The sequence below is a fragment of the Rhodococcus sp. IEGM 1307 genome (assembly GCF_030056915.1).
Classification (GTDB): Bacteria; Actinomycetota; Actinomycetes; order Mycobacteriales; family Mycobacteriaceae; genus Rhodococcus_F; species Rhodococcus_F opacus_D.
Window position 1 is genome coordinate 197,038 of sequence record NZ_JASHKW010000016.1, and the last position, 24,084, is coordinate 221,121.

21 protein-coding genes and 2 pseudogenes are annotated in these 24,084 nt (G+C 62.7%); 10 read left to right on the forward strand and 13 right to left on the reverse strand.

Annotated features, from left to right (window positions below; all coding sequences use genetic code 11):
• Positions 1 to 85 precede the first annotated feature (85 nt).
• The 4 genes from QM841_RS28245 to QM841_RS28260 all read right to left on the reverse strand — a co-directional run bounded on the left by QM841_RS28245 (position 86) and on the right by QM841_RS28260 (position 3,717).
• Positions 86 to 955 (reverse strand): mycofactocin-coupled SDR family oxidoreductase, encoded by an 870-nt coding sequence (locus tag QM841_RS28245; protein ID WP_133988329.1) that lies wholly within the window; start codon positions 953 to 955, stop codon positions 86 to 88.
• Between the two features lie 177 nt (positions 956 to 1,132).
• Positions 1,133 to 1,603, reverse strand: a complete 471-nt coding sequence (locus tag QM841_RS28250; protein WP_241031889.1) for a VOC family protein — start codon at positions 1,601 to 1,603, stop codon at positions 1,133 to 1,135.
• Positions 1,600 to 3,105: a CoA-acylating methylmalonate-semialdehyde dehydrogenase gene (locus QM841_RS28255; protein WP_133988473.1), complete on the reverse strand. Its 1,506-nt coding sequence runs from the start codon at positions 3,103 to 3,105 to the stop codon at positions 1,600 to 1,602. Before QM841_RS28255 ends, QM841_RS28250 begins: the two co-directional genes overlap by 4 nt.
• 48 nt (positions 3,106 to 3,153) lie before the next feature.
• Positions 3,154 to 3,717, reverse strand: coding sequence for a cupin domain-containing protein (locus tag QM841_RS28260; RefSeq protein ID WP_133988475.1), 564 nt, complete (start codon positions 3,715 to 3,717; stop codon positions 3,154 to 3,156).
• 346 nt (positions 3,718 to 4,063) lie between these two features.
• On the opposite strand from QM841_RS28260, the gene QM841_RS28265 reads away from it, so the two are divergent.
• Positions 4,064 to 5,002 carry an alpha/beta hydrolase gene (locus QM841_RS28265; RefSeq protein ID WP_206017092.1) on the forward strand — a complete coding sequence of 313 codons (939 nt, stop codon included), beginning with the start codon at positions 4,064 to 4,066 and terminating at the stop codon, positions 5,000 to 5,002.
• Positions 5,003 to 5,231: 229 nt separating this feature from the next.
• Here QM841_RS28265 and QM841_RS28270 read toward each other — a convergent pair whose 3' ends face one another.
• Together QM841_RS28270 and QM841_RS28275 are read right to left on the reverse strand one after the other, a co-directional pair.
• Positions 5,232 to 5,693 (reverse strand): DUF3237 domain-containing protein, encoded by a 462-nt coding sequence (locus QM841_RS28270; RefSeq protein ID WP_133988331.1) that lies wholly within the window; start codon positions 5,691 to 5,693, stop codon positions 5,232 to 5,234.
• Entirely contained in the window at positions 5,690 to 6,172 is a 483-nt protein-coding gene (locus QM841_RS28275; RefSeq protein ID WP_206017091.1) for a nuclear transport factor 2 family protein, read from the reverse strand. Before QM841_RS28275 ends, QM841_RS28270 begins: the two co-directional genes overlap by 4 nt.
• A 288-nt stretch (positions 6,173 to 6,460) precedes the next feature.
• Here QM841_RS28275 and QM841_RS28280 point away from each other — a divergent pair, with 288 nt between their 5' ends.
• Entirely contained in the window at positions 6,461 to 7,495 is a 1,035-nt protein-coding gene (locus QM841_RS28280; protein WP_206017090.1) for an NADP-dependent oxidoreductase, read from the forward strand.
• A gap of 741 nt (positions 7,496 to 8,236) precedes the next feature.
• Here the strand turns inward: QM841_RS28280 and QM841_RS28285 are convergent.
• The 3 genes and pseudogenes from QM841_RS28285 to QM841_RS28295 all read right to left on the reverse strand — a co-directional run.
• Positions 8,237 to 9,145: pseudogene (locus QM841_RS28285) on the reverse strand (IS701 family transposase); the annotation flags it as partial.
• A gap of 30 nt (positions 9,146 to 9,175) precedes the next feature.
• Positions 9,176 to 10,737 (reverse strand): annotated as a pseudogene (locus QM841_RS28290) (IS1634 family transposase).
• 57 nt (positions 10,738 to 10,794) lie between these two features.
• Positions 10,795 to 11,091, reverse strand: coding sequence for a transposase (locus QM841_RS28295; protein ID WP_477956521.1), 297 nt, complete (start codon positions 11,089 to 11,091; stop codon positions 10,795 to 10,797).
• A gap of 418 nt (positions 11,092 to 11,509) precedes the next feature.
• Here QM841_RS28295 and QM841_RS28300 point away from each other — a divergent pair, with 418 nt between their 5' ends.
• On the forward strand, positions 11,510 to 12,295 hold the full coding sequence (locus QM841_RS28300; protein ID WP_283334595.1) for an AbiJ-NTD4 domain-containing protein: 786 nt from the start codon (positions 11,510 to 11,512) through the stop codon (positions 12,293 to 12,295).
• 507 nt (positions 12,296 to 12,802) lie between these two features.
• Positions 12,803 to 13,390, forward strand: a complete 588-nt coding sequence (locus QM841_RS28305; RefSeq protein WP_283334596.1) for a hypothetical protein — start codon at positions 12,803 to 12,805, stop codon at positions 13,388 to 13,390.
• A 64-nt stretch (positions 13,391 to 13,454) separates the two neighbouring features.
• Here the strand turns inward: QM841_RS28305 and QM841_RS28310 are convergent, their stop codons facing one another.
• Positions 13,455 to 13,706: a hypothetical protein gene (locus QM841_RS28310; RefSeq protein ID WP_283334597.1), complete on the reverse strand. Its 252-nt coding sequence runs from the start codon at positions 13,704 to 13,706 to the stop codon at positions 13,455 to 13,457.
• 355 nt (positions 13,707 to 14,061) lie between these two features.
• On the opposite strand from QM841_RS28310, the gene QM841_RS28315 reads away from it, so the two are divergent.
• The 3 genes from QM841_RS28315 to QM841_RS28325 all read left to right on the forward strand — a co-directional run bounded on the left by QM841_RS28315 (position 14,062) and on the right by QM841_RS28325 (position 18,173).
• Positions 14,062 to 15,174: a helix-turn-helix domain-containing protein gene (locus QM841_RS28315; protein ID WP_283334598.1), complete on the forward strand. Its 1,113-nt coding sequence runs from the start codon at positions 14,062 to 14,064 to the stop codon at positions 15,172 to 15,174.
• Positions 15,152 to 15,979: a hypothetical protein gene (locus tag QM841_RS28320; protein WP_283334599.1), complete on the forward strand. Its 828-nt coding sequence runs from the start codon at positions 15,152 to 15,154 to the stop codon at positions 15,977 to 15,979. Before QM841_RS28315 ends, QM841_RS28320 begins: the two co-directional genes overlap by 23 nt.
• 1,495 nt (positions 15,980 to 17,474) lie before the next feature.
• Entirely contained in the window at positions 17,475 to 18,173 is a 699-nt protein-coding gene (locus QM841_RS28325; RefSeq protein WP_283334600.1) for a hypothetical protein, read from the forward strand.
• Between the two features lie 90 nt (positions 18,174 to 18,263).
• Here QM841_RS28325 and QM841_RS28330 read toward each other — a convergent pair whose 3' ends face one another.
• Positions 18,264 to 19,316: a hypothetical protein gene (locus QM841_RS28330; protein WP_283334601.1), complete on the reverse strand. Its 1,053-nt coding sequence runs from the start codon at positions 19,314 to 19,316 to the stop codon at positions 18,264 to 18,266.
• Positions 19,317 to 20,263: 947 nt separating this feature from the next.
• On the opposite strand from QM841_RS28330, the gene QM841_RS28335 reads away from it, so the two are divergent.
• On the forward strand, positions 20,264 to 20,977 hold the full coding sequence (locus tag QM841_RS28335; RefSeq protein WP_283334602.1) for a thermonuclease family protein: 714 nt from the start codon (positions 20,264 to 20,266) through the stop codon (positions 20,975 to 20,977).
• Positions 20,978 to 21,140: 163 nt separating this feature from the next.
• Here QM841_RS28335 and QM841_RS28340 read toward each other — a convergent pair whose 3' ends face one another.
• Both QM841_RS28340 and QM841_RS28345 read right to left on the reverse strand, forming a co-directional pair.
• Positions 21,141 to 21,272 carry a hypothetical protein gene (locus QM841_RS28340; protein ID WP_283334603.1) on the reverse strand — a complete coding sequence of 44 codons (132 nt, stop codon included), beginning with the start codon at positions 21,270 to 21,272 and terminating at the stop codon, positions 21,141 to 21,143.
• A 249-nt stretch (positions 21,273 to 21,521) separates the two neighbouring features.
• Positions 21,522 to 21,644: a hypothetical protein gene (locus tag QM841_RS28345; RefSeq protein WP_283334604.1), complete on the reverse strand. Its 123-nt coding sequence runs from the start codon at positions 21,642 to 21,644 to the stop codon at positions 21,522 to 21,524.
• 696 nt (positions 21,645 to 22,340) lie between these two features.
• Between QM841_RS28345 and QM841_RS28350 the strand changes: the two genes are divergently transcribed.
• Both QM841_RS28350 and QM841_RS28355 read left to right on the forward strand, forming a co-directional pair.
• Positions 22,341 to 22,988 carry a hypothetical protein gene (locus tag QM841_RS28350; protein ID WP_283334605.1) on the forward strand — a complete coding sequence of 216 codons (648 nt, stop codon included), beginning with the start codon at positions 22,341 to 22,343 and terminating at the stop codon, positions 22,986 to 22,988.
• 241 nt (positions 22,989 to 23,229) lie between these two features.
• Positions 23,230 to 23,619: a hypothetical protein gene (locus QM841_RS28355; RefSeq protein WP_283334606.1), complete on the forward strand. Its 390-nt coding sequence runs from the start codon at positions 23,230 to 23,232 to the stop codon at positions 23,617 to 23,619.
• The last annotated feature ends 465 nt before the right edge of the window (positions 23,620 to 24,084 follow it).

Consider the following 24,084-nt stretch of genomic DNA (forward strand, 5'->3'; position numbering starts at 1 on the left):
GATTTGTTCTATTCAGCTTTGTCGCGCATGGAAAATGCGGACTTCAGGAAGTGGGTTCTCTTCCAGTCGAAGATAGGTCGAGTTGTTACTGTGGTTGATCGGCGGCCATCTTTGCCATGTTCAGTCCCGGCATCAGCATATGGCCACCGTCAACGTGCATCTCGAGTCCGGTTGTCCAACGAGACTCGTCGGACGCAAGCCACAGCACCGCTTCGCTCATGGCAAGTGGTGGCAGCAACCCGACATCGCGAAGGGCAGACCAGTACTTCGCGCCTTCGAGGTCTTCTTTCACGCCCTGACCGGGGCCTTTACCTGCACAGAGATCATATCCACCCTGCCAGTCGAGGGCTGGAGTATCAGTCGGCCCCGGGAGCAAGATATTGACTCGAATTCCGTACTGACCAAACTCGAGCGCAGCGCTTTTCGCCAGCCCTATTACGCCGTGCTTCGACGCGACATAGTGGGCGTAATGGGGTGACCCTTCCACGCCGTTGCCGGAAGAGGTCACGATGATCGAGCCGCCGCCCCGTTCCGTGATCGCCGGCGACACTGCCTTCAAGGTGCGCCACACCCCGGTGATATTGACGTCTAGAACAGCGGTGAATTCGTCTTCAGGGATGTCGTGGAACGGGTGTACGGTCCAGATCCCGGCGTTGGCGACCGCAACGTCCAGACCACCGAATGCCTTTACGCCGTCAGCAACCAGTTTGTCGAGCGACGACTGCTTCCGGACATCTCCCTCGTGTGCAATGATTCGTCGTCCCAGTGCTTCGACCTCTTTGACGGTGATCTGGAGGTCATCAGATGATCCGGTCGGATACGGGAGTCCGGTGTCCGGCGGACAGTCGATGGCGAGGATATTGGCGCCCTCCTCAGCGAGCCGGATTGCGTGTGCCCGTCCCATTCCACGTGCCGCACCTGTTACCAGGGCGACCTTTCCGTCCATGCGTCCCATTGGTCTCTCCTCTTGTGAGTGTGCATCGGATTGGTTGTGCCTCCCGGTGATCGGCGTACCGGGTACCGGGTGACCACTTGTGTTCGTTGACTTGCCTAATGGCGGTGCAGTTCTGGCCCCGGTTTCTCCCCCACATTCACAAATGGTGGAGGCCGTCGGGAGGCAACGTTCGCAGCGCTACGGTGTGCTTTCCGTCGGGGTGATGAGCTGTAGCAGTATGTCGATTCCAGGTGGCTCGGTCCATACATGCTCTGAGTCGGCGATGATGAAAGGAGCTCCGATCGGGTCCGGTCGTCCGGGCCCGCGGATCGTGCATCCAGCGAGATCGAGTTCGCTCGTGTTTCCGTCGAACCGCAACGCGATGTGGTCGAGCTTTGCCGAGGCTCCGCCCAGCGCGAGATCGAGAACGTCCGGATCGTCGATGGTGTAGAGCTCGACATTGGCCGACGCTATCGCGAGAAACGTCGCGCGGATGGCGAGAGAGGGTGCCTGGAAAGTGTGCGCGATGCTGACGTTGAATCTGCTCTGCCAATGTGTGGTGGCCAACTCGAGATCGCGGACGAGTATCCCCACATGATCCAGCCGCGGGGTGCTGTCTTTTCGAGCATCGTCGGAAGGCGAGGATGAGGAGAGATCGATCATCGTCATTGGTGCCTCGCGGCGACGAAATGAGGGGACACGCCCGTTCGGGGTTCAGTCCAACGTTGGGTGACGACCTTGGACTTGGTGTAGAAGCGATATGCATCGTAGTTGAGCCCGTCATCGCCGAACCGCGAGTCGCCCCAACCTCCGAATCCGAACCAAGAGATCGGAACTGGAATGGGAACGTTGATCCCGACGCTTCCGGCCTGGACGCTGTGAACGAATCGGCGACCGGCCACTCCACTTGCGGTGAAGATGGTCGCACCATTGCCATATGGGCTGGCGTTCACGATGCGCAGTGCTTCGTCGAGATCATCGACGCGGACCACACTCAGGATCGGTCCGAACACCTCGTTCTGATAGAGATCGCTGTCGACGCTTACGTTGTCGACCAAGCTGGGGCCGATAAAATAGCCGGCGTCGGACGCTATGGTGACACGGCCGTCTACAACGACTTTTGCGCCTTGGCTAGGTGCCGCCTCCAACGCACCTCTGACTCGTTCGATGGCGACCTCTGAGATGAGTGGCCCCATGTCGGTGCCTTCGGCGTTCCCCGGTCCGGTACGGAAGGCGGTGGCCCGCTCCGCGGTCTTGGCAACTAGCTCGTCCGCGATTTCCCCGACCGCTACCGCGATGGGCACGGCCATGCATCGCTGACCGGCGGCGCCGTATGCGGCCGACGCCAGTGCGTCCGCTGCTGCGTCCAGGTCGGCGTCAGGCATGACGACCATATGGTTGTTCGCTCCACCCAGTGCCTGCACCTTCTTGCCGGCAGCGGCGGAACGGCTGTAGATCTCACGCGCAACCGGGGTGGAGCCCACAAAGGAAATGGCAGCGACGTCCGGGTGGTCGATCAGCGCGTTCACCGTGTCAACGCCACCGTGCACGACGTTGAAGACACCGTCGGGTAGCTCGGCTTCGGCGAGCAGTTGCGCCAGCCGCACCGAGGCGGATGGCACTCTCTCGCTTGGTTTGAGCACGAACGAGTTACCGCAGGCGATCGCGGCCGCGAACATTGACACCGGCACCATGATGGGGAAGTTGAATGGGGTGATACCAGCACACACTCCGAGTGGCTGGCGGAACGAGTATGTGTCAACTCCCCTGGAGACCTGTTCTGCGTACTCACCTTTGAGGTGCTGCACGACGGAGATCGCAACTTCGACAGCTTCCACAGAACGGGCGACCTCCCCTCTCGCGTCTGCGAGAGTTTTCCCCTGCTCCGAGGTGATGATCGATGCAAGCTCGTCACTGTGCTCGAGCATCAGGGCGCGGAAGCGGTGGAGAGTGGTCGCGCGGACGGGGGCCGGGGTCGAAGCCCAGGCCCCCGCAGCGCTTCGGGCGCTGGTTACAGCCGTGTCGACGACAGCAGCGTCGCCCAGCTCAACAAGCCTCAGTACGTGACCCGTGGCTGGATCGACAACCTCCGACCTCCGCCCGTTCGTCGAGCTGGAGGAGGTGCCAGCGATCCAGTGCGGCACCGTTGCAAGATGGACATCGTTTGTAATCACAGAAACTCCATAGTCACGAAGAGGCGAGTTGATGTTGTGGGCCGCTTAAGCTTTGGCGTCCCGGGGGTGCGGCAACTCGGGGAACATCTCCAAGCCATAGTTCGTCTTGAGATTCTCCACCTCTGCGGCTAGCTGCTCCGGAGTGCGCAATTCGCGATCGCGCGCTTCGTAGAAGTACTTGTCGATGCCGCCGCCGGGCTCGAATCCGCTGCTGTCGGGGCCCGGAACGAAGATCACGAGGATCCTCGCCTCTTCTCCGACTACCTCGTAGGTATGCCGCTGATCCTTGCGCCCCCAGACGAATTGACCCGCGCCAGCATTGTAGGACCCGGCTTCGGTGTGGATCTTGATTTCACCGTCCATCACGAAGAAGCCTTCCTCTTCGCGGTGATGGATGTGCCAGACCGGCTCGGTTCCGCGAACCCAGTTGGTCTCGATGATGATCAGCTGGCCATTGGTGCTTTCACCGGTCGCATGAATCCAGAAATCTACACCGGTCATGAAGTCGCCGGTCATGTTGAAATGCACATCGCTGCGGTGGGAGACGTAGCTCTCCCCGTCTCGGTTTGTCGTCGGCTGAATCTGGTCGACATCGGACTTCGTGACCATGAGGGCCCCTTTTTCGTTGCTTGCCGTGGTGATGAGTGACGTCACGGCTCGGACATTTTTGAGACTAGACTCACAGTCGATAAGAGTCAACACTCTGTCGGATTTCGACAAATCTGCAGTTCAAAGGGATAATCCGGGTGCAGGCCGACGCGCGGCCAGGCCACTGGTCCGCGCATAATCGACACAACGTTGACGAGGACCAACACTAAGTGCAAAGTTGGAACACCGACGTGCGACCCGACTAGTCGACGGTCGTACGCCCCTGACAGCAGCAATGGAGGAGACGACTGGTGAGTCCGCTACGAAAGCGCATAGGTGCCGCGACGAAGATCCGTGCAGGCCATTCATGAGCGATCTGCACCCTCAGGTACTCGAGTTGCTGGCGTCCCTGTCAACGAATCCACCGGCGCAGCCGTGGGAAGTGTCCATCACCGCGTACAGGGCGGTCGGCGAGAAATTGATCGGGTTGGCAGGTGATCTCAATCCACATTGCGACGTGAGGGACTTAGAGATTCCCCTTCGCGGGAGGGTCCTCAATGCCCGGAGTTACTCTCCCAAAGGCACAACCGGGGCAGCGCCGTGTGTCGTGTACTTCCACGGTGGCGGTTTCGTCAGGGGCAGCCTGGACTCTCATGACCGACTGTGTCGCGAGTTGAGCGTCCAGGGCGCTCTCCGCGTGATCTCGGTGGCGTACCGCCTTGCGCCCGAAAATACCTATCCGAGCGCTCACGCCGATGCGATCGAGTCGTTTTGCTGGGTGGCCGATCGTTCTGATGAACTGAGAATTGACGGCGAAGCACTGGCGGTTGCTGGAGACTCCTCTGGGGGGATGCTCGCAGCGGCGACCGCAGCGACTCTCAACGCACGTACAGACGGTGCGTCGGTCAAGGCGCAGGGACTTCTGTGCCCGGTGCTAGATCTGACCTTGAGTAGTGACTCTGTAAACAGATACGGATCGGCGCCTCTTCTTTCGCGTGCCGCACTCGAATGGTGTATCGATCAATACGTGCCCAACGTGTGGCTTCGAAAGTCACCGGAAGTCTCGCCGTTGTTCAGTATGAATCTGAACAACGCCCCGCCTGCGCTCATCATCAACGCAGAGATCGATCCAGTGTCAGATGATGCCAGTCGATACGCGTCTGAACTGCAAGCTTCGGGCGTCGCAGTCATCCAACACGAGTATGCGGGCATGCCGCATAGCTTCTTTCTACTCGCCGGCGTGGTGGACGAGGGAGAGCGTGCTATCACGGGCTTCGCGGAAGGGTTGTCTAGATTGCTGCGCTAGGTGATCTGGGTCGAGCAACTCGCTACGTCGTCATCACTCATCACATCGGCCCGGTTTCGCCATCACATCGGCCCGGTTTCGCTCAGAGCTGCGTGGCTTCATTTTGGCGGTCGATGCCACGCTTTCCAACTTCCCAACTTCACACGAAAGCGGGCTTCGCACGAAAGCGGCGGGCCGCACATCCCAATTTCATGCGATGTGCGGCCCGCCGACTGTATTCCCGTTCCTCCTACTGCAGGGCTACGCGGAAGACCTGAAACTCGATGACGGGTCCTGGTGTAATTCGCCCTTGTCCCACGAAGATGGTCTGATTGACCCAGCCGTACCTATCGTCCCCGCACTCGAGGCGCGGAGTAGTGACAAAGTAGTGGTCGCCAAAGTTCGTGCTCGATTCCCCGCCGGTCAATGCGGCTGCGGCAGCTTCGGTCACCTCGACCAGGCCCTGGTAGCTCATGTAGATGACGGCACCGTCGTCGGTATGGAACTGAGCGCGCACATCCAGGCGCCCGAATCCGTCATCTCCAGCCAGAAGCCAGTCACCGCCGCCGATGGCTGCTGTACCGCTCAGTCGATCACCCTTTACAGTGCCGCCGGTAACGGGGAGGACCTGCCGCATTCCGTATGGTCCAGGACCGACGACCTGCGGCGCAGCGAGTTCTGCGGTGTACGAAAATTCCGGGATGAGCTTCACTTGCTTACCTCCAGGCCTGCGGCTGCCATCACCTGGGACATACCCTCGGCAATGACTTCGACGCCGAAGGCTTGTTCGACGATATTTGGATCGAAGTACTCGCGAATCAAGACCACCTTGCCGCCTCTGATTCGCATGTGCGTGCAATAGGTGTTCGCGTACACGTGTCCGTTCTGCGTTACGGTCGCCTCGCCGTGTAGCTCGAGCACGAACAGCTCGGGATCAGTCGTGTCGTGCACAACCAACGAGTCGATCTTCAGGTCGGGCACGGACTTGAAGAACCAGTCGATGAAGTGGCCGATGAGTTGGCGGCCGGGGACGGTTTTCGCAAGCGGCTCAGGGGCGAACGGCATCTCCCAAACAGCATCTTCGGCGAACCAGTCTTTCCAAGCCTCCAGCGCTTTCCCGGTCGGCGGCCCGCTGTCGAGGTCGCCCCAAAAACCATCCACTACCTTGCGATTTTCTGCTTGCGTACTCACAGTCGCCTCCTTGGTGGGCTCTGGCGACGACTGATGCGCCAGCCGCCGTAGCCTCAAAGAATGCCCGTCCTGTCGGTTATAGTCAACAGTGTGTCGACAAGATTCTGCGACAGGCGCACCTAGCCTTCGCCGCATTTGTGGACGGTGTGTTGATTATCGACGACTGTGAGTCTAATCTCAGGGTGGTCGGCCCAAGAATCGACTGGACAGGGTGCCCGCGAAGCCGCATTCCGGCGGGCTCGAGAGGCATTCCGCTTTGGGCATTTATGCGCCACTTAAGGAGATGTGATGAGTACTTTGACCAACCGGCTCTACCGATTGCGGAGTCGTCCGGAGGGGGAAGTAACTGCCGATAACCTGGAATTGTTGGAAGAGCCGGTTGCCGAGATCCTTGATGGGCAAGCGCTTATTCGGACGCACTACTTGTCGGTCGACCCCACGAATCGTGTGTGGATGAGTGCGATGCGTTCCTACATCCCTCCGGTCGAATTGGACGCGGTCATGCGCGGGGCCGGTGTTGGGCAGGTCGTGGCCAGCCGACGTGACGATCTTCCTGTCGGCTCGTTTGTTGTGGGATTGACTGGCTGGCAGGACTATTGCGTAGCTGATGCAGCGAGTGAAGATATGTCATTCACAGTCCTACCCGATCCGCTACCGGCCCCCCTCCCCGCGTTCGTCGGAGTCCTGGGCCACACCGGAATATCGGCGTACCTCGGTGTCGAGTTCGGTGATCCTCGACCGGGAGAGACTTTCTTTGTATCCGCTGCGGCCGGAGCAGTGGGATCTATTGCAGGTCAGCTCGCAAAGCGGCGGGGGGCCCGTGTGGTCGGTATCGCAGGCGGCGCCGAGAAATGTCGATACCTGGTAGAAGAGTTGGGGTTTGACGCGTGCATTGACCGACATGCTGGTGACTGGCAGAAGCAACTCGACGACGCCACGCCTGATGGTATCGACGTGGACTTCGAAAATGTTGGCGGCGAAATCATGGACCACGTTTTCGGCCGACTGAACATCGGGGCACGAATAACGCTCTGCGGGCTGGTTTCCGAGTACAACGACTATAACGGCGATAACGCCCAACGCGGCCTGCGTAATGTCAGTCAGCTGCTCATGCAGAGGGCAACTTTGCAAGGGTTCATCGTTTTCGATCACGTGGATCGCTACGCAGAGATCATTGGACAGCTATCGCTGGCTCTCAGTGCCGGCACCCTGCGCTCCGCGGAGACCGTGGTCGACGGTCTGGAGAATGCGAGACATACTCTTAACCGCAGTCTCGCCGGCGAGAACAAAGGGAAGGTCGTGGTCAAGGTGAGCACCGACTAACCGAACAACGTCAGATGGCTGGGCCTCCCAGTCAAGTCGCGCCAGGCTCGCCTCATCGACTTTTCTGGCGATGCCCTGCTCGGCTGGCGGTAGAGAACTCGAGCGCCCCCCGGGGCCGCTTCGCACCCGTCCTCTCGGACGATCCTCAGTGCGGCAATCGATTACCTCGGCTTCATGGTGTTCTGCCGCTTGCTGGGGCTCACGGACTTGACTCGAAAAATGGACCGTGACGCTGTCCTGTTCGGGGTGGCGAACCATCGGGTGGCGGCACGGTCGAAGTCGTCGTGGTCTTCAGTAGCACTAGATGTCTAGGACCGGCAGAGCCGGTATTTTGAGTCAAGTTCGTTGTTCTCGGGTCGGCTTCGAACGCGTAGCGTGGAACGTGCTTGCTCCACAGCGCACAGACAGCGCACCTGACCTGCCGAAACTCATTTCGCGTCGTGGTCAACATACATAGGCGTAGCGGGTGGTGGCGGTCGGCCATTCTGACCGCGAGTCCCTGCGTAAGCCTGCGCCGAAACCAGAGTCGACACGGCATGCCTTGTCGGGCTGGGGCGCAGCCCCGGTAGTACTACAGTCGCGTTTAGGGCAGGTGTCCTCGGGCTCGGTAGTGGCATTGTCGGGCTCGGTGTTGATGGCGGCGGCGCCAGCGGGAGCGTGCGAGGACGTGGCGGGGATCGGGTTGATACGTCCAGATCAGGTGGCAGAGCAACCGTCGGATCTCGGGCACGCTCAGTGCGATCAACTCGCTGTCGTCGCCGGGTTCTCGGGCCCCCTTTTTGACCGGGTGACGGTGAGGAAGGTGTGCGCGAGCATCGAGAGGGTGATGTGCCGGTACCAACCCGCGTACTGCCGAACCTGGTAGTGGTCGAGGCCCGTCTGGCCCTTCGCGGTCTGGAAGGTTTCCTCTATCGCCCAACGTGTTCCGGCGACGGTGACCAATTCGGTCAGGGTGGTGCGCGCCGGGCAGTGGCACAGGTAGTACGCCAGATCCTCCGGGTCGGTGCGACTGCGCCGGGCCAGGAGCCAGTACACCGTCTTCGGCCAGTTCAACCCGCGCACCGGTGTGCGCGCCCAGTCGTAGAGTCGCTCGCCTTTCGCGCCGTCACCGGCCGAGCGGGTCCGCCACGCCTGGGCAGGCAACGCCGCGATCGCCTCGTCGGCACGGAGCTCGGCGCCGTCGACGGTGATGACGTGTTGGTTCACCGAAGTAGCTAGCACGTAGGACAATCCGAGTTCCTCGCAACGGGCCCGGAGCCGGTGCACCTGCCCGTATACGGCATCTCCGGTGACCCATCGTGCCGGCACACCGGCGGCGACGGCGCGTTCGAGCATCGCGATCGCCAGCTCGGGTTTGGTCGCGAACTTACGCTCGGCGGGGATCCCGGCCTGCGCGCACCGGTCACGATCGGCGGTCCAGGCTGTGGGCAGGTACAACTCTCGGTCGATCAGCGTTCGACCCGCCGGGGTGGCATAGGTCAAGAACACCCCGATCTGGCAGTTCTCGACCCGGCCCGCGGTCCCCGAGTACTGGCGGGCCACCCCGGCCGAGCGGGTGCCCTTCTTCAAGAACCCGGTCTCGTCGAGGATCAACACACCGGACGGATCCGCGAGGTGCTCGACCGCGTAATCTCGTACGTCGTCGCGGACCGCCTGACTTGCACAGTTTTAGTGCCCCGGTCAACGTGTCGGTAGTTCCAGCGAGGTGAGGATGGCTGCGGGTTCGACGGTGAGCGGGTCGGCGGCGGTGTGGGGGTGGCCGGCGATGGTCAGGCTGATTCTTGCAGCGGGCGCAGGGTTTTCACGATGCGCCCGATCGAGACTCCGGTCTCGGCCTGCAGATAGCGGGCGACCGCGAGCGCGGTGAACACGACCGTGAGGTGGGCTTCGATCGCGTCGCGGGCGTGGTGGAACATCGGCCGCGCCCGTAGGTCGGTTTTCGACATGCGGAACGACTGCTCGACATGCCAAAGGTCGTGATACTTGCCGATCACCTCGCCCGGGTCCATCAGTGTGGCGGGGATGTTGGTGACGTAGCCCTTCAACCCGACCAATGATCGGGCCCGATCGAGAGATGCGGTGTCGAGGGTGCGGCCGCCCGCGGTGGTCTTGACGAACCGCGTCGACTTCGGAGCTGTACCGCCGTCGACGACCTCCCTGGCCCGGGCCTCCTGGGCGTTGAGTGTCTGATTGTCGCGGACCGCCCGTCGTTTCGAGTACTGCCAGACCGCCCGCCAGGACTTCGGATGTCCGGCCGCGTCCCAGACCGGTTCGGTGCGCTTGTTGACGTTGTTGACGGTGCTCTTCGCGTGCCGGGGAGTGACCGTATCGATTATCTGTCCGTCGGCGAAAGTATTTCCGTTCCAATGGAAATGGTTTGCGAGATCGGCGGGGGCTTTGGTGACGCGGGACCCGACGATGAACTTGAGTCCGGCCTCGTCGAGGTCCTTGAGATTGCCGGCGGAGAGCATGCCTGCGTCGGCGGCGACAACCATCTCGACGGCCTCGATGTCGTGGCGGGCCTGGAACTGCCGGACGATCGGGACGATGGTATGGGTTTCTGCCTTGTTCCCTTCGAAGCAGCCGATCTCGAGGGGGAATCCGGTACGGTCGACGAGCAGGCCTACCACGATCTGCGGATCCACCCTGCGTTCCTTCGAATATCCGACCTTGCGCAGGTCGTCTTCCTTCTCTGCCTCGAAGTACAGCGTGGTGACGTCGTAGAGCACCAAGTTCAATCCGCCGGTCGCGGCGGCATGCTCGAAACATTTCTTCGCGACAGTATCTCGGTAATCGTTTGTGGCGCAACGCTTCAATGCGTTGGCGTAGGTGTTGCGGTGGGCCGGGGTCAGGCCGATCTCGGCGACGACCCGGCTGGTGTCGCTCATCGATGTCGGCTCGACGAGCCGGCCGAGGACCAGCTGGAAGAACGCGTCGTCGTCGACAGCATCGAGACCCAGGCGTCGCCACCCGGTCTCGATCGCCTCGATCAGCCAGCGGGACCGTTTCGTCGCGATCACCGATCCGCGTTCCCCACCACCGCCGAGGTCGAGGTCGAGTTCCAGTTCCTGCTGGCCGGCCTGCAGCTTTTCCCGGGCCGCCTGCAACAGTGCCGCCAACTCGCCCTCGGTGTGGGCGGAACCGAGGTGCTCAAGGATCTTGTGGCGGCCCCCGTCCTTCGCGGCGATCTGCACCGCCGTCGCCCCCGACGCGGTCCGAACCTTGCGGATATAGGCAGCCACAACCGGAGATCCTACCGACCGATTAGTGCCCCATATCCCCGACCCGCGAATCCACTATCAGCACAAACGCCAGCCGAAGCCGGAAATCCCCATCGACCTGTGCAAGTCAGGTCGTACGTCGTCGCGGACCGCGTCGGGATCCCAGTCCGCCGTCGAGAGCAGTCGCTGCATACCGTCCGGCAACCGATCGCCCGCGCGTTCGGACAGGGTCCACGAATTCTTCCGCGCCTCGCCCGAGAGCAACCCCTGCACGTATTCCACCGCATGCTTGCGGGGCTCGGACCTGGCGAAACGATGCCCGATCAAGGCATCGATCTCCGCCAGCCCCTCTGCCCACACCCGCACCTCAGCCACGCACACATCATCGCCCACACACGGACCATGCATCCTGCGACTCTCGGAACCTGCGCCGACACACCGACAAGATCAAAATAAACGCGACTGTAGTACTACCGGGGCTGCGCCCCAGCCCGACAAGGCATGCCGTGTCGACTCTGGTTTCGGCGCAGGCTTACGCAGGGACTCGCGGTCAGAATGGCCGACCGCCACCACCCGCTACGCCTATGTATGTTGACCACGACGCGAAATGAGTTTCGGCAGGTCAGGTGCGCTGTCTGTGCGCTGTGGAGCAAGCACGTTCCACGCTACGCGTTCGAAGCCGACCCGAGAACAACGAACTTGACTCAAAATACCGGCTCTGCCGGTCCTAGACATCTAGATAGACCGAAGACCCCAAGTTCGAACGATCCTCTTACAGGAGCATGATTGCGCGATGCGATTCTCTGAGAAGTTCGGGTATGCCGACATCCGTAGTGCGGTTCAACTCGAGGATCTGGATGATGAAGCTCGGACTGATATTTGGAACCTTGTATACGTCCTAATTCTGAGACCGAACCGGTCAAATGGGCAGGTGATCGACAAGGCGTTCATTCCGCTATGGGCGAACCTATTTCGGGGGGACGTCGACGAATACCCCGGCGCTACGTACATCGGCGACATCGTAAAGGGGTGGATCAAGGACGAACCCTGGTATCGCGTATACGACCTGATCGAAGAGCTGGACGGACGATTCCCTGACTTCACGCCACCCATTAACTCCGTGCTGGAAAAAGTCAAGGCTGCATATCGAGTAGTCGACGGCAAGGTCGCTCCGATCTCGGACACGACGGAGTTGTCGGAGATCGAGATCGCGATCGGATCTGATCACGAGGCTGTGCGCTATCACCTCCGGCAGGCGCTAGAGCACCTTGCGGATCGCGAGAATCCCGACTACGCCAATTCGATCAAGGAATCTGTAACCGCAGTGGAGTCCAAGGCCGTCGTGATGACAGGCAAAGGAACGCTGGGCGCGGCGCTCGACGAAATGAAGAAGAACGGCCCCTACGTACACCCTGCGTTGATCGAGGGCTGGAAGAAGATCTACGGCTGGGCAAGCGACGAGAACGGGCTGCGGCACGGGGGTGAGACGGCGCCTGACATCGATCAGGATCTCGCCCGGTACATGTTGGTGACGTGCTCCGCGTTCGTGAACTTGCTAACCGCCGCCGAGTCGGACTAGTGCGCCTGACCACAGCCGTCGGCAGGTGAAGTTTGAATACGGCGATGACGAATACTGTGTACGACCGTGTCGTGGGTCATGCGCGTGATCATGCTTGCGACGCCTCTATTCCCCCTCCCGAAGACGCCGGCACCGCTGAGTTCCAGCTGACTGCTGTCCGGTACGTCGCGCATCTGTCGAGTGCGGCGAAGGTACAGGAGGGTTTCGTTCAGGCGCTCGTGAGTTCGAGCCAGCCGAACCTCCTGGCGTCGCTGGCTAACGATCACCGATCAGCTCTATCAGCATGCCGACCGCGAGGGCTTCGACATTGATGCCGCGGTGACGCATGCTGACGTTGCGACGCGTCTGGCGTTCCGGGACATCACACAGACGTTCGACGACTAGTAGGCGCAGCAAGCAGGATGCCAACCGTCTCCGCCGAGTTGGGCGTGGGTAGGGCCGTCGGATGTCCCGCTCCGCGCCACTCTCCATATCTGGATGGGGGATTTCTGACTCTACGATTCCGGGATGGACTGGTGGCAGAACGTGAACTGGGTGGTGACGGCCCAGATGGTAGTCGCGGGGCTAGTGTTGGTGCTGTCCCTGCCTTCGGTGATCCAGCACTGGTCTGAGGCGGTGCGGTGGGCAGCGCGGATCGAGCGTCAGGCGAAGGTAATTGACGCGGTCGGGAAGGATGCGCCGGCCGCGGTGCGAGTGATGCGGGTGGACAATTTCGTGCTGGCGATGAGGTTGGCAGCAAAGCGGAAGCATCCGGCCAAGGACGTAAAGTTCCATGTCATTGGGTGGGTACTGACGGGTTCCTCCTACGCGTTGATCCCCGTTACTCGGGCGACCGAAGGCACTGTGCACGTGGTGCTCACAGCGCTCGGCCCGATCCTTCTCTTGATAGGCACTGGTCTGGTCTTCCTCGGTCTCCGACGGCGCAAGTCGGTGGACAAGGCGCGGCAGGTTTGGGTGAACGAGGCCCGGGAGGACGATCGCGCACGTGCTCGGCGACGTTCGCGTCCGGGGAGTGTGTTCGAGCCGGTGGTGGTGATGCGTGAGCGTGAGGTCGTGGTGATGCGACCGAGTCCAGGACGTCGACAATCGGGGTGAGCGCGGTAGAGCCGCCCTCTCCCGACCCCAGTGAAGGTCGGGAGAGGGCCTTACGCGGCAGCCGTCAGTAGGTGTTGCCTGGGCCGTAGTTCCGCCTCCCTGGGAGGCGCCGCCGAGCCGCAGAGATCACCTCGGCGCGCTGGGTGCACTCGGTGACGCTGGCGACCTCACTCCGGTCGATGAACACCTGCCGACCCCCGCTGGAGGTGATGGTGGCGACGGTGTCAGACACATTGCTGACCTTGGCGGAGTGCTTCTCCCCGTTCTTCAGACCAACCTTCGCCTGCTTGTCGGATGCGGCGAACTTTTCGAGCACTTCGCGCATTGTGGTTATGTCGCTTTCTTTGGCCGACCTCGTATGGGTCGGTGGTCTCACTGGTGGTAGGCGTGTGGAGCCGCCCGGTCACTTCGGCTGTTCCTCCGACTCAAGTGAACATATTTCGGAGTCTCCTTGAACGGGGCGAACCAGCCGCCCGCCGACACCTCGCACGGCATGAACGCCCTCATCTCCCCCAATTGTGCACAGAAAGCAAGCGTTCCGGTGCGCATCGGAACAAGATTATATCCCGAACATGAATGGTAGACGGCGGAACCGCCATCCTGTTCGTGAAATTATTCCCGTCCGCTACACAGCGGAATGCTGTAATATTCCGAACAGAGGAGGTGATGTGATGCCTGTGACCACGAGCGAGCGTGCCATCCTGCGGCAATGCACCGAGCTGCTGCGGGGCCTGTTGCCGCAGGACTGGGACGTACGGTCCGAGGCGTTCACCGATCAATCGGCACGAGGGTCACGGTCGGCCTCGGCGGACGTGGATGGCCGCCTTCGCATCGCGCCTCCAGGCGGTGAGGCCGCTGATTTCCTGGTCGAGGTCAAGCGCGTGCTGAACCGGCGGGACTTGAGTGTGGTGGCGCGTCGGCTCGGCGATGCCACCGACGACAGTCCTGGCCAGGGGATGGTGATGGCCCGCTACATCTCCCCTCCCCTGCAAGAGCTGCTACGTGAGCTGAACCTGTCGTACATCGATGCCACGGGCAATGTGATGGTCACCGCGCGGCGACCGGCCATGGTCCTGCGCGACCGGGGCGCCAGCCAGGACCCGTTCCGCGGTCCGGGCCGGCCCCGGGCGACGCTCAAGGGTGAGCCCGCCGCCAGGCTCATCCGCACCCTGGCCCGGGAGCAAGGACCCTGGTCGGCGCGCGAACTCGTCGCACGGGCGGGGGTCTCCACCGGTGCCACCTACCGGGTCCTGGAACTCCTGCAGGAAGAAGAGCTGGTCACCAGGACCGCCGACAAGAGGTTCGAGGTCACCGACTGGCCGCAGCTGCTCCGGCGGTGGAGCCGGGACTACAGTTTCGTCGACAACACCCAGACGTATCAGTTCATCGACCCCCGCGGTGTCCCATCACTGCTGAAAAAGCTTGCAAAAGACAAAGACCCGGGGTTCCGGTACGCGGTCACCGGATCCGTCGCCGCGGCCGAATGGGCCCCGTACGCGCCGGCGCGGGCCGCGTTCATCTACACCGACAATCTGGACGAGGCGGTGAAGAAGTGGCGCCTGCACCCGGTCGACCCCGACACCGCGGAAGCGGCGAACGTGATTCTCGGAGAGCCCGAATACCCTGTCGTCTTCGAGAACACCTCCCAGGCCAAGGACGGGTACACGATCGCGGCCATCGAGCAGGTCGCCGTCGACCTGCTGTCCGGGCCCGGCCGCAACCCGGCCGAAGGCGAAGAACTCATAGGATGGATGCAGGTACATGAATCAGCCTGGCGGCGATAACCTCCTCGCCGAAGCACGCAGCGCACTCCTCGACGCCCTGCACGCCCTCGACGACCACCGTGACGCGCTGATCGTGATCGGCGCGCAGGCGGTGTACCTGCGCAGCGGGGCCGCCGTCGTCGCGTTGGCCGAGTCGACGAAGGACAGCGACCTCGCCGTCAACCCACGCAACCTCCGGGACGACCCACACCTGCAGGACGCCATGACCGGTGCCGGGTTCTACCTGAACACCAACGGTCAGCCCGGCGCGTGGGTCAACCGGGATGGTATCCCCGTCGACCTGATGGTCCCGTCCGCCCTGTCCAACCGGACCAGTCCCACCGGGCGCTCACCGCGGCTGCCGCCGCACGCCAAGAATGCGATGCGGATCGCCACTGGCCTCGAGGGCTGCGTCGTCGACAACACCATCATGACCATCACCGCCCTCGACAATGCTGATCACCGGCGATATGACGTTCGGGTCGCCGGGACCGCCGCGCTCCTGGTCGCCAAGATCCACAAGATCCACGAACGCCTCGGCACCCCCGGGCGCCTGCAGAATAAGGACGCCCACGACATCTACCGCATGCTCGTCGCCTCCGATCCCGACGACCTCGCCGACGCCTTCCGCCGACTCCTCGCCGACCCAGTCAGCGTCACCACCACCGAACACGCCCTCGCATGGCTACCCGAAATGTTCGGCAACGCGTCCGCGACCGGAGCCGACATGGCCGGCAAAGCCGAAGAAGGCGTCGGTAATCCCGCCCAGGTTTCGATCAACACCGCGCTGCTCGTCACCGAACTGTTGGACACCCTCACCGGATAGCGCGGGCCCCACAGCGGTCGTAGTCGTCGATGCCCGGACGGCGACCTCGCGCGGAGCTGCGGCCGTGGGCAGCCACCGCATGGTCCACGTGCAGTACGCGAGCACCACGACCCCTCACGAAGGTGCGGACGATCGGCCCAACGAGCAGGTGAAGCGTTCAGCAGCCCCACAATTGACCCAAGCCAACTTTCAAAGGTGATGAATGTCACGCAATTCGAGCGGTGACGCAGTGTTGCGCACCGTTACGAGGATCGCTTCGCACCGTTACGCATAAAGTGCAGGTTCGTTACGCACCATGACAGGCGGCGTTGGGTTTTCGGCTGACAGTGATGTTCGGCCACTACCGCTAAGCTGTGCTTCTGTGCGGGGGTGACCCTGTACGAAGACCTCCTCAACTTCCGATCGACCCGGCCTCGACATATGGGGGCCGAGGGGAAGGAAGGAGGTGAGGGGATGAAATCCCCTCGAAAAAGGGCAATGACCCCGACGGAGCGCTTTCAGCTAGTCCAAGCGGCTAGCGCTGTCGTCGGAGCCATCGCCAAAGTGATTCTCGCTGTTGCGGGACTCGGACTCTTCTAGCGAGCCGAGACCCCCGCTTGCGGGAAATCGAGGAAGGGCGTTCGGGCGCGCACCCGGGCGTCCTTCTTTCCCACTTTGCTTGCTTGCGCAAACGCCCGTGCTTGCTCGCAAGCAACCCCGGACACCGCACATGCTACCTCTAGGTGCTCCATATGGAACACAAGTAGCGCCAGTATGGACGCCACAAGCATCTGATCTGACACTCTTTGCGTCCGTTCAGACGCATTTTCGCGTCGAGACTGGAGCACCGCTCACGAGCGGACCAATTGCCCGGTGCGAGTCTGTACGTGAGATTACGCATCGACGCTGATGCGTCAGATCGATCAGTCGATCGTCCTTCCCGATTCGCTGTACACGGTTGCGCCGAGCGGATACTCGCTGGATCGACCAGCAACGCGTTCCGACCGGGAGGCAGTGAGCCGGTCTCGCTTCGAAGTGCGAACACTGCGTCCGGGCTCCGTGACAGGATCACCGGTATGGATGAGCGCACCCGGCCGGTCAGCGAAACACAGGTGACCGTGGCGATGGACTACGGCCAATTCTGTCTCGACGGCGGCCTCGGAGATCCGGACGTCGAACTCGCCCTCCTCGAGCGAGCCCAGGCCGATCAACCCAGCGCCGGCAACGGGGCCATGCTGCTGGTGCTGTGCCCCCACCAGAACAACTTCCAGATGGCGGTAACCGTGCAGGTGTGGCCGTCACGACCACCCGCGGACCGGGACCAGTGGCAACAGGCCAGCGAAGAGCGCCTGGAAGTCGACGGTCACGGGGTGCTGGCCGTGTCGTCACCGACGACCGACCCGGTGGAGGTCGCCGTTCCTGCCGGCAGGTACACCGTGGAGGTCTCCGGGCGGGGATTCGTCAACTACGGGTGGCCGGGATCGACGACACCCGGCGATGTGTGGCGGATCCGGCTGTGGCCGTACGACGGGGTCACGAAGTCCCCGGCTCAGATGTGGGACATGCCTGCTTCGGCGTACCCGAGAACACCCCTGCCCCGGTACCCGCAGGCGAGGAGGAGCCGGCTCACGGCAGCTCGTCGGCCACTGGCACGACGACCACCACCGCGACCAACAAGCCCACGGCGATCGACTTCGACGCACATCCTGAACTACGCGGAGTCCTGGCGTTACGCGATTTCGACGACTGCGCACCGGACGTTGCAGCCGCGATCGTGGCGATGGACCCGCAGACCCAACGGCGCCTGGCGCAGTGGGCCGTGGTCCGTGCGTTCGAGTTCGCCGGACTCGCCGACCGGCCCTGGGTCACACCGGCACTGACGGCCCTGTGCAGTGGTGAAGAACTCCCGGCACCCTTCGACGATCCCCAATCCGCGTCCTCCCGTCTCGCGGCGGAGAACCTTCCACCCGAAGGACGAGGCGGCCCCTACCGCCCGAGTACGGCGCCCGGCAGCGAGAAGTCACCGACCGCGAAAATGTTCGACCACGGACCGATTCACCGCCCGTACTACGCAATGCCGGCCCTGTTCAGCGCGGCAGACCCACGACCGATCGTCGCAGCCTTCCAGACGTTGTCGCACGCCTGCGCCACCTATGCCGAACACGTGGACACACTCCTCGCCGCGACCCGCACCGAGTTCGACATCCCCGCATAGACCGTCACGGAGAGGACAACCCTGACCTCGGACGAGACTCATCGGACTACACCTCGTGGCGCTCAGCCTCGCGGCAATCCTCAGCCGTGATCAAGCGAAGCTCTCGCGACTGAGGTGTGCCGTCGCTTCGGGCGGGATAAGAGTTCCAAGAGGGGAATTTTCGGACCATAGGCCATTGAAATCGAGCATTGGCTTGATGCTATCGGCCAGCGTGCCTGAGGTGTTTCCCTTCAAAGCATCCTCGCCGACTACCCGCCCGGCAGCCGCAAGGATGTCGGCAACTTGCACGCGCGGATCCGACTTGGAGTCCACCAGAGTGATTGAGCGAAGATCCACCGAGGGCATCAAAAGCCCACCAATACTTACTCGGGCCTTCGCAGCATTGACCAGCAACTCGGTCGCTTCCTCGTTGAGCGCCCAATGCTCGTCGTGAATGAATGCGATGGGCACGTCGCCAAGACGTAATCGCCAACTGGTCGCGACCCAGTTCAGTGTGGGGACAATCGGCTCTAACTCGCGGAGTAGCGATTCCGATGGATCCTCGAACTGGCGAGCTTGCTCACGGGCCTCCCACACGAGGCCGAGGATCTCCGTGACGCGCCTGCGCTTGCTCCGGAGACGGACGTCGTCAAGCAACGCGACAAAATCGGAAAAGCTGGGGTGGATCGAGTCGGATCTCTTCTTGGTGCGGACAAGACTGTTGAATCCGACCAGAAGGCGTTTCCAGTCGGCTTCTCCAAGCGCACGGGGGCCGAGATCGAACAGCTGATTGGCGAGAGCCCGCTCGTATGCGTTGATGTTCAGGCCGCGCGCGTGTGCATCTTCTTCGATCAGGAGCGAGACAATTTTTCCGGCAACGAAGTAGCTCTTATCCGCGAGATAGATGTTCACGCGTCCAGTAAGCGGCCCGTCCGGCCTGAGCACTTCGATGAGGTGTCGCCGGTTAGCTGGTCGCAGCAGAACCTTCGACTTCAGCTCCTGCGCGCTCGACCTCGTGCGACCGGCGAGATCAGACATGATCGCTTCGGCCTCGTCCACCGACAGGTTCACGCTCGCGTGCGAAAAGACACTGTGAGCAGCCTCCATGAGGTTCTCGCCTTCGGAACCTGACTCATCGCATGCGATCTCGATCAGTTGGGTCACGACCACACCTGCGTTGCTGTCTTCATATGTCTCCTAACTCGGGCACGCCCGACGTGTGAAGGCAAGGCGTGGTACGACGGGTCCGCGATGCCGCGTCTGCTTGCCGGCGCCAATTGAAGCCTATTGCGCGTATCAAAGCAGACCACGCCGACGTGGTGCATGCGGCCTTCAGCTTCGGGATGTAGATGTCGATCGTGTGAATGACACCTCGCTGCATTCGTGTGATGTCGCGTGCCATCGCATATTTCGATGATTCACAAAACTGTGCGGTCGCCCGCTGGCACCGACGAAGCACCGTGGTGCGGGTACGGCGGGCCGGTATTTCGTGCCAGCAGATACGCCCATGCGCCGCCTGACCTGGCATTCAGAAATAGGCTCGGCCTCGCGGTGTCGACTTCTCCAGGAGCCAGGTCCGGCGGACTCGGACACCCGACGTAAGCACTGCCACGGAAGCTCACGGGAAACCCTCGTCATCCCATATCCTCGGAGAACCAACCCACGGTATCTGTTACGTCCGGTTCGTCTGGTATCTATCTTCCCGGCGGATTTCTGAGCAAACAATCAGCTGCCCATGTCCGCCATCCCGCATCACTTGGATTCGAAGGACATATCGATGGGCGATCACACCACCCCCGGCGGCCAGCAACCCCCGGGCGCGTATCAGCAGCCAACCTCACCGACTGACTGGCACACCGCCCCTTCAGATTGGCGGCCGCGGCTTGGCGGTGGGACGGGCAGCAGCGGACCGAGGCCACCACAGTAGCCGGGCCGCTCAGCCACCCCCGAACCTCTCATCACCACACCGATGTTCGCGTCCACAGTGGATGACGCGTAGGTCCCGGCACTGCCACACAGCCACACCATCGCCACATGGGCCGCAATCAGGCCGCGGCCTCCGGGCGTCCATTCAGATCAGGAGAATTCACGTGCACAGCAGAGTGACAACGATGCACCCCAAGGCCGCGCGAGCAGTCCTCGTCGGCGCCGCCACCCTCGCCGCCCTCGGCGCACCGGCATCCCCGGCGGTGGCCGGACCGGCAAACCCATACACGATCGAGCGCGTCACCCAGGTCGTCGAGGTCATCGATGGTGACACCATCATCACCCGACACCCCACCAGCGGCGAGACGCTCACCGTATCCGTCCTCGGCATAGACGCCCCCGAAGGCCAAGACTGCTGGGCAGCGCAATCGACCCAGTTCGCGAAGGATCACCTCCTCGGCCGGGCAATCCAACTCAACCCCGAACCGGCGCAACCCGACACCGACAGCACGGGTCAGGTCAACCGTTACGTCGCGCTCGACAACGACATGGACGGCGACTACGCGATCAAGGCCGCCCGCGAAGGCGCCGCCCGCGCCTACACCGCCGACTACCTTCGGACCGCAGACCGGTTGATCGAAGCCGAAACCGCCGCCCGCGCCGCCGACCGCGGACTGTGGACCTGCGACGGCGGAACCCCGGCACCGAGTCCCGCGCCGGCACCGCAATCTCGCCCCGCACCCACACCGTCCACCCCCGCACCGAACCCGGCACCCTCGGGGAATGTCGTCAAACCCGGCGCCTTCTGCAGCGGCGGCACCGGCGTCACCAGCACCGGAACACCGATGGTCTGCGCACCCGGTTCCGACGGACGCAACCGGTGGAAGGCCGCGAGCTAGAACCAGCCGCCGGGTGGTGACGGTCGAGCAGTCACGCGGTGCCGCGTTACCTGCTCGCTCGACCCGAACACCGGAAGTGGGGGCGCGCCTATCACGAGGTGCGCCCCACTTCGCGTTCGTGCGCGTTCCCGGCGGTGCCCCACCATCCGCCCATCAACACCCGCTACGGGTGCTGCCGTCCGTCTACGGGCCGGGTGGCAGCATGTCCAGGACGGTCCTCGGCGCCGGCCGCCGACAACGCCGTCCGGGTGGCGCTCAGCCACGCATCGGCCCACCCGGTTTCGATGTCCTTCAACAGTTGAGACTGGCTGGCCCAGGACGGACCTCAAAATCCGGCCGCTCCGGTAGATGCAGACTCAACGAAGTCCGCTCGGACACCCACCGCTCCACCCAGAACACGAACTCCTCCGGATCGGCGGTGTGGGATTCGGGCACTCCCCCTGCGCCCCTCTGTCATTCACATGAACGACACAGGGCAAGCGCATCGGGGTGCCACTCCGCGGTGCGGACGTAGCGCCAGCCCCAATCCCCGGCGCGATGGCGGCTACTCTCCCCAACCGCCGAACAACTCGAGGAAGGGGCGCGGCGGCTCGACACCCGCCGCGCGTGCCGCCTGCCGCTTCGCGGCCTGCTCACGCGCAACACCATTGAGGATCAGACCAGCCACTATCCAACCGGCCCCCACAGGACCCGCCAAAACGCACACCACTCCGGCGACCAACGCCACCGCCAGCACTCTCATCCACAGTCATCGCAGCAAACCCCAGCAAACACACGGTCCCGCCGCATTGCCACACCGATGCTCTGACACAATCGACGACACATCGCGCAGAGCAACAAGCGAAACGGGAACGATGACACCACGGATCACCCCAGCCACCGGCCTCGTCACGGCAACTGGCGTGTACTGCCTCTACCTGACAGCAACCACATGGTCACCCACCATGTGCGTCATCGGGCTCGGTGCATGGGCGGTCAGTGCCACCGCCCTCGTCCGCCTCGAGCACCGGAGACACCCACCAACCACGGCGGGGTGAACACTTCGCTCCGGTGCGACTCCGGCACCAAGCTCACGCATGACAGCGTGACCGGTTGCGCCGAGGCTCAATGGCCCGACCCGGCCGCACCTTCTGCACCAATGATTGAGAGGAATATCCCCGTGGTGGCATTTGACGAGACCGACCTCGGTATCGAGGCGGCTGAGCGCACCAATGTATGCGCGATCGTGGCACTGTTCTGCGCCCTGACAGGGCTATTCGTCCCGGCGCTGGTATTCGGAGCGATCGGATGTGACCGCCTGAAACCGAGAGGCAATCGCGTCTGGACGACGCACGGGATGCCGTCGCCATCGGAAGGAACCTCAATGACACGAAATCTGGCGGTCTGGGTGTTCGCTGGTGCCCTGATGTTGACGGGATGTGGAAGCGGCGACCAGACAAGCCGGTCGGAGACGGCGCCGTCCTCCACCACGACGCCACCGCCGGCGACGACCACCGCGGCCCCGGCGTCCACCACACTCGACGCACCACCCCCGCCGGAGACGACCGCCGCCGTGCCCGTCACCACCGACGCACCCGTCGAACCGGTGAACGAGGAGCCGTACATCGTCGAATGCCTCGAAGGCACACCCGGACCTGCACGATTCAGCGACGGCACCCTCGCCTTCTCTCAATGGTGCTTCGACCAGCTCGGCGGCGACGAATACCTACGCCAAGAACGCGAAGCCAACACCTTCGAATGCGACGGCGTGACCTGCCGCAACCCCTACACCGGCGGCACCTACCCCGACCCCGATGCCGTCACCCGTGCACCCGTGGGCACCACCTCCGATCGCGGATACTCCTGCTACGACAACGGCTGCTACTGGCCCGACGGAACCCCGGTCATCGGCGCCGACCGATGCGGCACCCGATGCGGTGAGGCACCCGCCTCAGGGGAGATACAAACCCGCAACGGCTGCGAAGCCGGCTACATCACCGACCCGAAACTCTGCGCCGACGTTGGCTACTGAAAAGCCTGCGCACCGGATGAAAATTGTGCGTCGCCCCGGTGTGCGGGGGCCTTCCAAGTCAAAACAACATCACCTCCGCCCATTTGCGATACCTGCAGATACAGTCATTCGATCTATACCGCCGCTCCGGACTACCTGGTCTGATCCGGTGACGACTCTCGATCGCCGACCCAGCCGCACAAGAGAATTCACACCGTGGCTTTCGGGCGGTCAGGAAGAACTTCACATCAAGGGGGAAATTGTGACCACTGTTCAACCGCCGTCGGCGATTCGCAAACAAGGGGCCTGGGGCCTGTGGTGGCTCACCGTCATCACCTTCGGCATCTACTACCTGGTCTGGTACGACCGCATCGGCGGGGAACTGGCCTCCACCGCCGGCGTCAGCCGCGAATCCTGGACCCGGTGGTGGTCCCAGCTTGTCCCCATCTACGGGCTCATCGGCCTGTCCCTGACCGCCAAGCGCCTCAACCAGGCCCACACCCAGGTCGGGTCCTCGACGCAGGTGTCCCCGATCGTCACCTGGCTGTGGGCACCGATCTGGTTCGGCTCCCATACCCGGTACCTGCAGCGTCGCATCAACATCCTCGTCGATATCTACTCCAGCCGCGCCACCGCGCACGCACCCGCGTAGCCCCGGGAACCAAACCCGATCAATCAAGTGCGAGTAGACCCGACCTCCGCATCATGCTCCCGGCCGCATGATGCGGAGGCACCGGGATAGGTCTCGGGTTATCTTCGATGGCCTCGTCCGCTGTCACCTCACGGAACGGGTGTGGACAGGGCGGCCCTCGTCCCGCCAGCATGACGCCGCTCCGCGGATCGCGATAGGATCCTCCGTCGTGAATAAGATTGCCCCGCCGTGTATTTTCTCTATTCGGGTCAGCGTCATTTGGTGAAACTTCAGTCAGAGACGCAGACCCAATCGGAGGCTCGAACCGATTTGAGATCAGCTCGGTGTTCGCGCTGCAGTCGCTCTTCCTTAGCCGTCCTGCTCCCCGCCCCTGTCCGAGATTTACTCTCCGTGAGGCCGCTGGGAGTGCACTAGTGTCCTGAGTCTTTAATTCTGGCGCAGTAGTGTGCGATGGAGTCGAGGATC